At 42.0% G+C, this 13,924-nt stretch carries 10 protein-coding genes and 1 pseudogene; 7 read left to right on the top strand and 4 right to left on the bottom strand.

The genetic code is table 11. From position 1 onward, the window contains the following. The first annotated feature begins 903 nt into the window (after window positions 1–903). Window positions 904–2,136 (top strand): IS256 family transposase, encoded by a 1,233-nt coding sequence (locus FM107_RS13165; protein ID WP_086948973.1) that lies wholly within the window; start codon window positions 904–906, stop codon window positions 2,134–2,136. Between the two features lie 99 nt (window positions 2,137–2,235). On the opposite strand, the pseudogene FM107_RS20030 reads toward FM107_RS13165, so the two are convergent. Both FM107_RS20030 and FM107_RS19710 read right to left on the bottom strand, forming a co-directional pair. Continuing rightward, window positions 2,236–2,943: pseudogene (locus FM107_RS20030) on the bottom strand (amidohydrolase family protein). A 15-nt stretch (window positions 2,944–2,958) separates the two neighbouring features. Then, the gene (locus FM107_RS19710; protein ID WP_218778982.1) at window positions 2,959–3,855 is read right to left on the bottom strand and encodes an amidohydrolase family protein; all 897 of its coding nucleotides are present in this window, start codon (window positions 3,853–3,855) and stop codon (window positions 2,959–2,961) included. Between FM107_RS19710 and FM107_RS20260 the strand changes: the two genes are divergently transcribed. After that, window positions 3,757–4,056 (top strand): (4Fe-4S)-binding protein, encoded by a 300-nt coding sequence (locus FM107_RS20260; protein WP_373408002.1) that lies wholly within the window; start codon window positions 3,757–3,759, stop codon window positions 4,054–4,056. The two genes, FM107_RS19710 and FM107_RS20260, sit on opposite strands and share 99 nt — an antisense overlap. Before the next feature lie 189 nt (window positions 4,057–4,245). Here the strand turns inward: FM107_RS20260 and FM107_RS13150 are convergent, their stop codons facing one another. Further along, the gene (locus tag FM107_RS13150; protein ID WP_086948972.1) at window positions 4,246–5,559 is read right to left on the bottom strand and encodes a TIGR00341 family protein; all 1,314 of its coding nucleotides are present in this window, start codon (window positions 5,557–5,559) and stop codon (window positions 4,246–4,248) included. Between the two features lie 270 nt (window positions 5,560–5,829). Between FM107_RS13150 and FM107_RS13140 the strand changes: the two genes are divergently transcribed. Beyond that, entirely contained in the window at window positions 5,830–6,678 is an 849-nt protein-coding gene (locus tag FM107_RS13140; protein WP_086948970.1) for a mechanosensitive ion channel family protein, read from the top strand. Window positions 6,679–7,135: 457 nt separating this feature from the next. Here the strand turns inward: FM107_RS13140 and FM107_RS13135 are convergent, their stop codons facing one another. Continuing rightward, window positions 7,136–7,990, bottom strand: a complete 855-nt coding sequence (locus FM107_RS13135) for an AraC family transcriptional regulator (RefSeq protein ID WP_086948969.1) — start codon at window positions 7,988–7,990, stop codon at window positions 7,136–7,138. A 152-nt stretch (window positions 7,991–8,142) separates the two neighbouring features. Here FM107_RS13135 and FM107_RS13130 point away from each other — a divergent pair, with 152 nt between their 5' ends. The 4 genes from FM107_RS13130 to FM107_RS13115 are packed head-to-tail and all read left to right on the top strand — an operon-like array spanning window position 8,143 to window position 13,893. Next, on the top strand, window positions 8,143–9,759 hold the full coding sequence (locus tag FM107_RS13130) for a fucose isomerase (RefSeq protein WP_086948968.1): 1,617 nt from the start codon (window positions 8,143–8,145) through the stop codon (window positions 9,757–9,759). Continuing rightward, complete coding sequence (locus FM107_RS13125; RefSeq protein WP_086948967.1) at window positions 9,756–11,387, top strand: ribulokinase; 1,632 nt, start codon at window positions 9,756–9,758, stop codon at window positions 11,385–11,387. Before FM107_RS13130 ends, FM107_RS13125 begins: the two co-directional genes overlap by 4 nt. Before the next feature lie 3 nt (window positions 11,388–11,390). Further along, a complete protein-coding gene (locus tag FM107_RS13120) occupies window positions 11,391–12,962 on the top strand; it encodes a sodium:solute symporter (protein WP_086948966.1) in 1,572 nt (523 codons plus the stop codon). Between the two features lie 13 nt (window positions 12,963–12,975). Further along, window positions 12,976–13,893, top strand: a complete 918-nt coding sequence (locus tag FM107_RS13115; RefSeq protein ID WP_086948965.1) for a dihydrodipicolinate synthase family protein — start codon at window positions 12,976–12,978, stop codon at window positions 13,891–13,893. The last annotated feature ends 31 nt before the right edge of the window (window positions 13,894–13,924 follow it).

The following is a 13,924-nucleotide window of genomic DNA, read 5'->3' as shown; positions in this document are numbered from 1 at the left end:
GCCGGGTGGTGTGAGAGGACAGATAGGGAAATAATCCCTATCTTCCTACTCGATTTCATCATGACAAAGTTGGGTATTTCGGTGGGACCGAAACCACTGGCACGGTGATCCCATCGAAATACCCCAGGCCACCGTTTTGATTTATAAAAAGGACGTACCATTATCTCCTGCTTTAAGGGCTTTCTTAAGCCTTATGTGACAATAATCCTGAAATTAGTAAAATCTCAAAAAAGATAATTTTGTCTTTAAAAGATGTGTAAACATACCAGATTCATTTTAAATACTGATTCATTTTTTTAAGTTTTCGGTTAATTATCCAGGCCATTGAACAAGTCAGTATTCCAGGAAGAATTGCATAGACTGGGAGCCAGACGAAAAGTAAGCCACTGGTAGAAGATTTTGAAGCCAGATTATTAATGTCAAAATACCACATAACCTGTGCTGTTAGTGGAAATACCAACAATATTAATACTGAGAGAATATAGCATAGAAAAGATGCTTTGTCTGAGCGCTTTATTTTACTAAAAACTTTCACTTGAAAAGTATAAAAAACCGCTATCGGGAGTAATTGGTATAATGCAAAATAATTAAGACCCAAGATCAGAAAAACCGCAATGGCGCATAATAGGCATAGTAGAAATGCAGTGGTATTCTTCATTATCAAATATAAATATTTATTTTGGTATATGATCTTCAATCCATCTGAAATTCAAGTATCAGAGAAAAAGTTTAAAACCAAAAAAGAACAACATGTTAGCTCTCCACATGTTGTTTCGTTCAAATAAGTAAAATGTTGAATATGCTTGTAACTTATGATTTCAAATAGAAAGAGTTAATTCAAAATAGAACGAGGGTGTAAATTAAACTGTGTCATCTAAATAATTTTTATATTAGACACAGATAATGAACAAAGAGAAATTCGATTTTGAGCGCTTCAAAGAGGAAGCGATGAACGGTCTTTACGAAGGCAAAAAAATGGGTGGTACAGACGGTCTTTTTGCACCTATGTTGAAACACCTTCTGGAAAGTATGTTGGAAGGTGAGCTTGATCATCATCTAAAGGAGAATAAAGCTTCTGGAGAAATCAACCGTAAAAATGATAGGGCAAAAAAAACAGTTAGGAGCCTTCAATCGGGCCACTTTGAATTGGAGAGTGGACGAGACCGGAATGGTACTTTTGAGCCAAAGATTGTCGCGAAGCGTCAACTTATCATCACAGAAGAGCTGGAGGATAATGTTTTAGCGATGTATGCTCGAGGAATGAGTACTCGTGACATATCAGGCTATGTCCAGGAAATGTATGCCATGGATATCTCGGCTACCGAAATCTCGCATATTACCGATAAAGTTATACCGGCCATGAATGAATGGCGCAATCGTCCACTGGAATCCATTTATCCATTTGTTTTTCTGGATTGTATGCATTTCAAAGTTAAAGACAACGGGAGTGTACAGAGTCGCGCGGTTTATAATATATTAGGAATCAACAAAGAAGGTAAAAAAGATTTGATTGGGATCTATCTTTCGGAAAATGAAGGTGCAAAATTCTGGTTGTCTGTTCTTACTGATCTACAGCAGCGCGGTGTGGAAGATATTTTGGTTGCCTGTGTAGACGGTCTTAAGGGATTTCCCGAAGCAATAGCTACCGTCTTTCCTGAGACACAAGTACAGCTCTGTATCGTACATCAGATTCGCACCAGTCTTCGCTATATTCCAGAAAAAGATAAAAAGGCTGTTATCGCCGACTTAAAGCCTGTTTATAAGGCCAATAACCAGGATCAAGGCTATGATTATTTACTAGCATTTGAAGAGAAATGGGGTAAAAAATATCCACTTGCAGTCAAGGGATGGTTGGACAACTGGGGTAATCTCTCTACTTATTTTGAGTATTCGCAAGAAATACGTAAAGCTATTTACACTACAAATGCTATTGAAGCTATGCATCGACAGATCAGAAAAGTAACAAAAACCAAGGGCTCATTTACATCTGATCAAGCATTATTGAAGTTAGTTTACCTTGTGGTCAAAGATATCTCCAAAAAATGGACTATGCCTATCCACAACTGGGGCTTGACAATGCAACAATTACACATTAAATTTGAAGATAGAATCAAAGCCTTCGGCAACTCCATTTAGGGTTCGCACACGAGGCTTACAGCCTCTTAGTACGAACCCTAAATGGAGTGAGACGACAGTTCACTTTACACTACCAATAGAACAGAATATAGAGCGTTTCTAATTTTCCCAATAATATCCTCCAAAATATTTTATTGGTGACCAATAAGGAATAGAGTCTGGTAATTTTGGAGCTATATTGGTGTATTTTTCTGAACCGAATACTACTATTCCATCGACCACTGTCAAAACCGAGGATATACTTTTGATCTGATCTTCAGGATCAGTAAAATAATCTTTGCTCAACAAAACGAAATCAGCGGAATTACCAGGTGCTATCCTACCTTTTTCATGTTCTTCACTTTCAAACCATGCTGCATCGATTGTTTATAACCTGAGTCCTTCGACCCGGGCCAGGCGGTTGTCGTCGGCCAATACGGTGAATCCAGATACAGATTTTCCTGTTACAACCCAACTGAGTGCAAGCCATGGATTGGCTGGTGACACGTGAAATGCGTCTGTAGTTAAGGGTAACGGAATACCGCTGTTTACCAAATCCCTTAATCTCGGAGCGTACAAAGCTATCTCTATACGATGGGTTTTTACAAAAGCATCTCCATGAATCCCCATTTTATTATCCAGGGCAATGCCTCCTCCAAGCTTTTTGACCCTTTCGATATTTTCTGGAGTAATGGTCTCCGCATGTTCTACACTACAACGCATGCCATCTAATAGGGTTGTTTGGATGACCTTCTCAAGAGCGTCTAGAAAGGGCGTAAGATTTTCATTGTAACTAACATGCATACGGAAATGTATTCTTTTCTGTATTAGTTTTCTAACATCTTATTCTGCATATTCCTTCATCTTTTCTTTGGGAATAATATATGTCGGTTTATCAAAATTTTCATGATCATGGATTTCTGGTCTTAGTGCTTCACCCATTCCTTCATATTCGTAACCGTGCTCCATAGTGGGATGTAAATTCTGTCCGGGACTGACGGGTGCTGTCTTGGTAGTACGTTCAATTAATGTATTTACAAAGGGTGCATTAGAGTTTTGATCCCAGGCAATGTCGACAAAAGGAAAGCGAATATTCAACCGATTTTCGCGCACCAGGGTTTCCAAAGGTTTGTGTCCTTCGGGATAGCCAATAATACTGGTAGCATTAATAACAGAAGTGAGTCCGAATCGATTCATATCATGAATGAGATGTACCAAAGAACTAATCTCTTCTTCTGGCGTTGGTGCAGGCAACAGCGCACCCAGTCTTAAAAACGTAAAGGTATATTCATCAATTAGTTCGGTATAGTTCCCTTGTTTATCTTTCTCGAATTCTGCCTCAGGTAAAGCTGGAAACTTGGATGTCCCAACTCCTAGCACTTTCATGGCCAATGTATTTAGATATCCTCTATTATAGACATATTGGATATATAGGGGTCTATTCGATACGGCTTTGTCCAATTCATCTATGGTTGGTTGGCGATTTTCAGCAAACTGATAAGGCGACCATCCGCCGGTGACTTTTACCCATTGTCCTTCGAGTGTTCTAGCCGCCTGCTCCGTAAGCATTTGGAGTGCACGTTTGAGTGTTGGAACGCCGTCCCATCTGACTTTATAATTAAAATTTCTTTCATTCAAAGGATGCCTGTGTGCATCCTCCAAACCAGGGATGAGCCGTCTACCATCCGCATCAAAGGACGTACTAAAATCATAAAAACCTCTAATGATGGGAATTATCAAAGAATACCAAAAAGACGAGTTAACGATAGTCTGGCAACCAAAAAAGTGTATCCATGCTGGTGTGTGTGTGTTAAAACATTACCAAATGTTTATGATCCAAAGGCAAAACGTTGGATAGCTACAGAAAATGCATCAATAGAGGACCTAAAGAATCAGATCGATACCTGTCCTTCAGGAGCATTGAGCTATAGGGGATCTTAAATCAAATATTATGCAACACCATATACTTAAGTATTTGTGCCGTTTTTGGAATCGATACACCGTTATCATTATTTACAGATTCCTTAAAATCAGATCATTTTGGGTGACAAATAAACGTAGGCAACAATATTGAACAACACTTTTTGCCCTTGGTGTAGATTTATGCATATGCACGCTTGAGTTGCCATTTTAGTTTATGTTCTGCTGCACAGCACGTCTGATGATAGAAACACTGTCGTTCGGAAAGTGATTGTTTAGCCATTGACTTAGCTTTAATTCTTGGTTTGTAACCAGTTGTTTTTCAGAGAAATATATGAATGCAATATGGCTTGTAAGACTGTCGCGGTTTGCATATTGTTGTTGCCGGCCAATACTATAAAATGAAAGTTCAGGGAAGATGATCTTGATATCTCGGTCTAGCTCTGGATTCGCCAGACTGTAAGAAGAAAGCCGGTTGTTTAGCGCGCGTATGGTTAGGTCTTTCTCGTTCACAGCGACGCTGTGCTTATCGATCTCATTCATGATGGTCGATTTGAGGTCGAAGCTATCCTGGCGTATGATCAGCTCCGTATTTTCTACACCAAAAGCTGCCATATTTCGCTCCAGCGTACCAATCTCGTGGTCGCTGAATTTTTTATCTAAAAATGCAAGTTCCAGTCGTTTAGGACTACGATTAGGAAGCAGACGTTCGTAGATAACCGTGTAACCTTTATCGGTTAGCTCTTGCTGAACGAATTGTTTAATCTTGTTACTATATTTTTTATCTTGGAGTAAATTGTAGGCAAAGTAAAGGCTTGGAACGACCAAAACCAATGTAATAATGGTAATACTCTGCGTGATTCTCTTTTCCCGTCGTTGGTCAACGTAATGCGTTTTTGGATAACGAAGGTATTTGACGATTGCAAAGGTTGCAATACAGATAAATACACAGTTGATAATATAAAGGTAGAGCGCTCCAGCAAAGTAACTTAGATTTCCGATGGCTAAACCATAGCCTGCCGTGCAAAGGGGAGGCATTAGAGCGGTTGCAATGGCGACACCGGGAATTGGATTGCCTTTGTTGACCCGGGTGATGGTAATCACCCCGACCAGACCGCCAAATATCGCTATAAGCACATCATAGATATTAGGGGAAGTCCGCGCGAGTAGTTCGGATTGCGCTTCCTTAAAAGGGCTGAGTAAAAAATAGACAAAGGAAACAACTAAACTGATCACCGTTGCGATCAATAAGTTCTTCATCGATTTTTTTAACAAGGGAAAGTCAAATGTCCCCAATGCAAAACCAGCCCCAACAATAGGTCCCATCAACGGAGAAATAAGCATGGCGCCAATAATGACTGCTGTGGAATTCACGTTGAGGCCAACCGATGCGATCACGATAGCGCAGGCAAGAATCCAGGCGTTAGCGCCTCGAAATGATATGTTTTTGATAACGTCTTCTAAGACAGTTTCTTTCTTGTCTTCACCTTCGTGTAGATTAAAAAAATGTAAAATTCTATTCATAATGAAGTATCGATTGTCTACGAATATAGATAACAATACTGAACGACAACTTGAAATTGAAAAATTACAAGAAAAATGTCGAATTATATTTACACAAATATCCGGTTTGCACGGATTATGGATCAAAAGTATTTTTTACTATATTACGGCCGTGCGGTTAGTTCTGCCGATAATTTTTTTATCTAAACAATCAGCCTACTTCCTTGTTGAGTGTAGGAATACGGAGATCTAACTTTTCTCCATTTATTTAACTTTACAAACTTTTCTTTTATGAACAATTTAGAATTCAACGATGTTCAACAACACTGGGACAATTTCTTAACATCGGCGATTGCATGGGCTCCGCGAGTGCTAACGGCCGTGGTTTCCGCTATATTGATCTATTTGGTTGGACTTTGGCTGATTAGGTTGATTAACAAGATGTCGACGAAAGCGTTCGAAAAACGTGATATGGATATTTCCCTTCGAAGTTTTTTGACCACCCTTATAAAGTGGGCGTTGAATATCCTTTTATTCATTGTGGTTGTTACTCAGTTGGGTGTTCAGACGTCCGCTTTCGTAGCTATAATTGGTGCAGCTGGTCTGGCGATTGGACTAGCATTACAAGGATCTCTTTCGAACTTTGCCGGAGGTGTCCTTATCTTAGTTTTAAAACCGTTTAAAATAGGCGATTACATAAGCTCAAGTGCTGGAGAATCCGGTACGGTTGAACAGATTGATATTTTCAATACGAAGCTAAGAACCCCACAAAACCAGCTTGTCGTGGTTCCCAATGGGGAGCTTTCCAATAGCAGTATCACGAACTACACGCAGCTAGGAACAAGGCGTACATGGTTCAATATTGGCGTTTCCTATGACGCGGATCTCCTGAAAGCGAAAGACACGCTAATGGGCGTGATTGCAGGTAACGAGTTTGCGTTTAACGACCCGGCTCCCCAGGTGGTCGTGACGGAGCTCGGCGATAGTGCAATAAATTTGTCAGTTAGGGTGACAACCTCAAATGATAATTTCTGGACGATGCAGGAACAGTTGATCGTGAACTGTAAAAAAGCGTTAGATGATGCTGGAATCGAGATACCGGTTCCGCAGCGGGACATTCAAATTCGTAATAAACAGTAAAAATTTATTTTTACTACCTTCGGCGCTATCAGTTCATTTAAGTTTGCAAGATCGACGTTTGAAAATGGAATTGTCCTACCGAGCGTGTTTTTCATCATAGATGTTTGTTATCCATATTTCTTCCTGTCGTTACGGCCTAGGTATTGGATAGCGTAAAAGTATTTATCTTATTTACCTAAACTGGATGTTTGTTAGGGCGGTGACCATTTTTGTCTTCTTGTTGGTCTATCTCGTAGTGAGTAAGTTTGGTAACATTCGCTTGGTCTAGATGTATCACAAATCGAAAATCGGGTATTTTTCAGTTCGCAGCCCAAGCAAGGCAATACGGCTACCGCCCATGCGGCCACTGTATGAAGGAAGAATACCGGCGTTTGAAAAATGGCTTTTGAGGATGGTATCTATAAAACCAGTGTGGCTGCCAAAGGAGAATAGAATAACGGCTAGGCGATCTTGAAGATTATCGAAACTGTTTTTTATACTCCTTTGGCGTGCACCCCTTGAATATTCTAAAATGTCTATAAAAGTTTGACGTATTATCGAAGCCGCTATCAATCGCAATATTTTCCACGGTGAGCTTACTGTCCAATATCAGACGGCACGCGTGATTTAGACGGATTTCAGTAAGAAAATCGAAGTAGGATTTGTTTGCTACCATCTTGAAATAACGGCAGAAGGACGTTACACTGAGATTGCTAAGGTTGGCAATCTCGTCGATGAAAATTTTTTCCTTGAAATGATTAAAAGTGTAAGAGACAATTTTATCGACGCGTTCTTCATCTAGTTTGTTCAGTTTCGAGAAGTCCAGATTTTTGGAAATCGGATGGTAATCATTCCGCTCCAGAAGAATATGAAAGATATGGAGTAAGGTGATGATTTTAATAAGTCCGTCACCTTCTTTCATATTAATTAGTAGATCTCGTATTTTTTTCTTGGATTCACCGTTGATAATCAGTCCATTCCTTGCTAAGGCTATGATTTTGTTGATCCCTTGCGTCTCGGAGATATTTAAAAAGTCCTTCCCCAAACATTCAGGATGAAAATGCATGACCAAAGCCTCCACATAGTTTTGATTTTGAGCGACACTATCGCACTTCCAAGTATGTGGTAGGTTTGAACCTAATAAGACCATTTCTCCCTTTCGAAAACTACTTATATTGTCGCCTATGAAACGAACGCCTTCACCCTTAATCAGGTAGTGCAACTCAATTTCTGGGTGGTAATGCCATACCGTTCCGAAAATTGGAAGGACGTCATGCCGTATACTAAAGGCATTATCTAACGGTTTGGGAACATGATGATATTTTGCTTTCATGGCTATGTTTATAAATGGTCTCACTAATTTAAAGAAAACCTGACATAAAAAGGGAATCTATGTCAAGATGTTGGATATTTTGGAAAAATTATGCAGGAAAACCTCGTCTTATCCTTTGCATATTTGTAATACCAATATAAATTCAAGCATCAATGGAAAATAAAACAGCTTACCTCGTATGTAGCGGCGATTTGCGCCCATCGGCCAATACCAGCTGTTGGCCAACGCAACAAGCTATGGAAGAAAAACTCGCGAAAGCTTTTGATAAACAGGGTTGGAAGATTGTTCGTGCACACGGTGTGGACCCTAAAAAGGGCCATGGCTTTATTGATTACCAATCTTATGGTATAGAAGTGTTTAAGGGGATCGATCCGCAGGCGGCTTTGGTTGTTGCCGAGAGTGTTTGGCAATATAGTCATCATGTATTAGCGGGATTGCTTTCTCATAGAGGACCCATTTTGTTAGTTGCCAATTGGGATGGGACCTATCCTGGTCTTGTGGGCGCATTAAATCTAACCGGATCAATGACAAAAGCCGGTATCGACTATAGCTTTCTTTGGAGTGTGGATTTTGAAGACGATTTCTTCAAAAAGGGCCTTCAACAGTGGATGGAAATAGGTAAAGTGCATCACGATACATCTCACGTTCGCGATTTCCTATCTTCTGAGCTAACTACAGAGGAAGGCAATACCGTTAGCCAATTTGTGCAGGGTATAGCGCGAAATAAAGTGGTGATGGGGGTATTTGATGAGGGATGTATGGGGATGTTCAATGCTATTTTTCCGGATCATCTGCTTCATCCTTTGTTTTTCTTTAAAGAGCGTCTGAGTCAATCTACGCTATACGCTAAAATGTTAACGGTGTCCGATAAAGAAGCGGAAGATATATTACAATGGCTGCTCGATCAGGGGATGAAATTCCACTGGGGTGAGAACGAAGAAATGGAACTAACAAGAAGGCAGACACTCGAGCAATGTAAAATGTATATCGCTGTTCTTCGCTTGTCGGACGAATTCGGCTGCGATACGGTGGGTATCCAGTATCAGCAAGGGTTAAAAGAATTGGCGCCGGCAAGTGATCTGGTGGAAGGTTTGTTGAATAATACGCACCGTCCTCCCGCTTATGATGAAACAGGGAAAGAGCTTTATGCGAATGCGGCGATGCCACATTTTAATGAGGTGGACGAATGTGCGGGGGTCGATGGTTATATTACCTACCACCTGTGGAAAGAACTGGGATTACAGGGGGACAATACGCTTCATGATTTACGGTATGGCGAAGATTATCTTGTAGATGGCATAAATCAATTTGTGTGGGTGTTTCTGATCTCAGGGGCAGCACCAGCATCACATTTTATCGATGGTTACCGGGGCGCTGACAGCTTAAGACAACCACCTATGTTCTTTGGGCAAGGAGGTGGAACACTTCGGGGGATCAGTAAACCTGGTAAAATCGTGTGGAGCCGGATATATATACAAGATGACCAGGTTCATTGCGATTTAGGTACGGGGAAGGTCGTGGCCTTACCAATCGAGGAAACCCAGAGGAGGTGGCAGATGACCAATCCGGAATGGCCCATCATGCATGGCGTATTGGATGGCGTCTCTCGCGACCAGATGATGGCCCAGCATAAAGCAAATCATATCCAAGTAGTGTATGTGGATGATACGTATGATATTGAATCGGCCCTTCGCGTGAAAGCTGGGGTGATGGATAGTCTGGGGATTCGTGTCCATCTATGTGGTGGACAAAGTGAGGACGCACGATGAATAAGCTGATTATCGGGATGGATTTTGGTACGGATTCAGTCCGCGGACTGTTGATCGATCCCATAGACGGTACGGTGCTAGCGAAGTTTATCGCGCCATTTAAGCGGTGGGCTGAAGGGTTGTATTGTGATTCAAGTACAGACAGGTATAGACAACATCCGCTCGATTATATGGAGGCGATTGATGAGGTATTAACCGGGCTTTTGGCTGATATTAGCGCCGATGACAGACAGCATATCGTAGCTATAGGAACCAATACGACGGGTTCGACTCCAGTGCCTGTAGGTAAAGATTGTGTTCCTCTTTCACTGACAGAATCGTTTCAGGATAACCCAGACGCTATGTTTATCCTCTGGAAGGATCATACTTCTGTAAATGAGGCTGATGGTATAAATGAACTGGCAAAAAAATGGCGGATTAATTTTACGAAATATTGCGGTGAGTTATACTCGTCGGAATGGTTCTGGTCGAAAATATGGCACATAAATAAAAAGGATAAGCGAATCCTTCAGGAGGCCTATACGTGGGTCGAACAATCCGATTGGATACCAATGTACTTGGCCGGAATCAACAGTTTAGAACAGATCAAACGAAACCGTTGTGCGGCAGGGCATAAGGCGATGTGGAACCAAGAGCATGGCGGATTACCTTCCGCAGAGTTTCTTTGTTCGCTAGACCCCGCATTTTATCACCTGGTCAATAGGATGTACCACGATACCTACACATCGGATCAAGTAATGGGAACCCTATCATCGTATTTTGTGGATAAGTTTGGTTTGTCCGCACAGGTGCTAATTACTGTCGGTGGAATTGATGCACACCATGGCGCCGTGGGGGCTGGTATTACACCCTACACACTAGTGAAGGTAATTGGGACTTCAACCTGCGATATGTTGGTATTGCCGAAAGAGGACCACCCGCCGCTGGTTAAAGGGATTTGCGGACAGGTCGATGGTTCAATATTGCCCGGTATGATCGGTTATGAAGCGGGGCAGTCTGCTTTCGGTGATATTTATCGATGGTTCAGAAATATGATCGTGGAAGTCGTCCTCGGTGCCTGCTCTTCGATTTCTGAAAGTCAACGGGTGGAGTTGACAGAAAATCTGTTAATTCACCTGTCCGATAAGGCCGCTTTACTCCCTGTCACCCAAGACGATCTTGTTTTTACTGATTATCACAACGGAAGACGTACGCCCGATGTGGATTTTACGACAAGGGGGGCGGCTTACGGCTTTAGCCTCTCTACAACTGCTGTTCACATGTTTAAGGCGTTGGTAGAAGCCACGGCATTTGGCTCTCGGGCGATATTAGAGCGTTTTAAAGAAAATGATATTTCGATACAGTCTGTGGTCGCCACAGGAGGCATTACATCCAAATCGCCTTTTGTAATACAGGTGCTAGCCGATGTATTGCAGCGAGATATTCATGTCGTGGATAATGATCAAACTTGTGCGCTCGGAGCCGTCATATTTGCGGCTGTGGCTGCTGGAATTTACCCGGATGTGCTGACCGCTCAAAAGCATATCGGTGCAAAGATCAGCCATACTTATAAACCTCGAGAGGCCTACTTAGAAGTATATAGCGATTTGTATCAGAAATATCGTAACCTAATGCATGTAAAACCTTAAGCTATGACAAACTTACCTATAATTGATCTATTGATCATTCTGGCCTATCTGGTTGGAATGGTATTGGTCGGTGTTTATTTTTCTCGGCGTAATACATCTGCCGATGACTATACGAGAGCTGCCGGACGTATCCCCGGCTGGGCGATAGGGATTTCTATATACGCTACATTTCTAAGCTCCAATACCTTTCTGGGTGTACCCGGGAAATCGTACGGTGGAGATTGGAACGCATTTGCCTTTAGTCTGTCTATGCCGTTCGCTGCCTGGATTGCCATCAAGTATTTCGTGCCTTTTTATAGGAGTACGGGAGAGGTATCGGCCTATACTAATCTAGAGAGGCGGTTTGGCACCTGGGCAAGGACATATGCAGTGGTATGTTTCCTTCTGACTCAACTGGCCAGGATAGGTTCAATCTTCTTCGGAATTTCCCTCACGTTACAGGCGTTAACAGGCTACGGCATGGAGGTCATCATGATCGTAATGGGTATCTGTATCGTCATCTACACGGTGATGGGCGGGATAGAGGCCGTTATCTGGACGGAGGTCGTTCAAGGGGTACTTAAAACATTGGGGGCTATTATCATTATTTATTTAGTCGTTCAAGAAATTCCAGGAGGAATTCCGGAGATCATCGCTAAAGCTAACGAGCACGATAAGTTTAGTCTGGGAACATTCAGCCTCGATTTTTTCAACTCTAGTTTTTGGGTGGTGTTGCTCTACGGTTTTTTTATGAACCTCAACAATTTTGGTATGGACCAAAACTACGTCCAACGCTACCATGCCGCTACATCGGCTAAAGAGGCTAACAAGTCGGTATGGCTCTGTGTGTGGATATATGTACCGGTTTCGCTATTGTTCTTTTTTATCGGAACCTGCCTATTTGTGTACTACCAGGGGCATCCTGAAATCATAGAAGGGCTTAAAATGCAGGCTGCGGCGGAGCGTTTGGGTTTAGCGGAATCCAATCCTCAAGTTATTTCTTTGGCAAGTCAGATGTCGGCGGCCGATTACGGAGATAAGGTGATGCCTAATTTTATGGTCAATATGATTCCTACAGGCTTACTGGGTCTGATCGTTTCGGCGATCTTATCCGCTGCTATGAGTACCATCAGTTCAGGTATGAACGCATCTGCTACGGTATTTACAGTCGATATTTATGAACGGTACATCAATCCGAAAATCACGCCCAAGAACAGTTTAAAGGTCCTCTATACGTCAACCGTATTGGTCGGTGTTTTGGGCATGTGCTGCGGTATTGCTATGATCGGTGTGAAAAGCCTACTGGATATCTGGTGGACGCTATCTGGAATTTTTGCCGGCGGTATGTTGGGCTTATTCTTACTGGGCATCATATCTAAAAAAGTAACAAACAACGCAGCGGTGTTAGGGGTGATTGTAGGTGTGTTTGTCATCCTGTGGATGTCGCTATCCTACTTGATACCTGAGGATATGGACTATCTGAAATACCCTTTGCATGCCAATATGATCATTGTGATCGGAACATTGACAATCTGCCTAGTGGGGCTGGGGTTTACGCAGTTCAGAAAGTATACAACAGAAAAAATAAATAAATAATCAAAATCAAAAAATGAAGAACGATAAGAAATTTATTCCGGTGATGCTTATGCCTTTTAAAGAGGATAAATCCATTGATTATGTGGCATTGGATAGTTTGGTTGATTTCTATTTACAAAGTGGGGCAGGTGGGCTTTTTGCCAATTGCTTGTCCAGTGAGATGTTTGATCTGTCTAAAGCGGAAATGATACAATCTGTTACGCATATTGTTAAACGGGTGAATGGCCGGGTCCCGATTGTGGCTACGGGATCTTTTGGTACTACACTAGGGGAACAGGCAGCTACAGTCCAGGATATTTATGCAACAGGCGTCTCGGCCGTTATTCTGATTACAGGTTTACTGGCAACGGAATCTGATAGTGAAGAGGTGTTTCGAGCGAACGTACTGGAACTGTTACGGCTGACACCTCATATACCTGTCGGATTTTATGAATGCCCCGTACCCTATAAACGCGTCATTTCGCCACAGCTTTTAGGTGAATTTGTGAAAACAGGCCGTGTTAAATATCATAAAGACACTTGTTTAGATATTGATGTAGTCCGCGCTAAAATAAACGCTACGACCAGCGAACCATCTTTTGGTCTATATGACGCATACATGGTACATGCTATTGAATCCTTGCAAGCGGGCTCGGTGGGGCTTTCCTGCATCCAAGGGAATTACTTCCCCGAACTAGTTGTTTGGCTATGTAACCATTACCAAGACGACCAGGTGAGCGCGCAGATCGCTTTGGTACAATCGTTTTTCCGTAAGCACATGGATGTGATGCATGCGAGGTATCCAGCAAGCGCAAAATATGTATTGCAGAAGCGAGGGCTGAAAATTGGTTCAATCTGCAGAAATGGAAGTGTGGTGCCCAACGGCAGTGTGTTTGAGGATTTGGATATTTTGCTCAATGAGGCCCAGAAACTGATTGCTGAATTGAAGTAATTTTGCTTCAAAGATGCTACGATGACCATAT

The sequence above is a fragment of the Sphingobacterium sp. JB170 genome (genome assembly GCF_900163865.1).
Taxonomy (GTDB): Bacteria; Bacteroidota; Bacteroidia; order Sphingobacteriales; family Sphingobacteriaceae; genus Sphingobacterium.
Note: the sequence above shows the minus strand (reverse complement) of the source record. Positions and strands in the feature narration are given on the sequence as shown.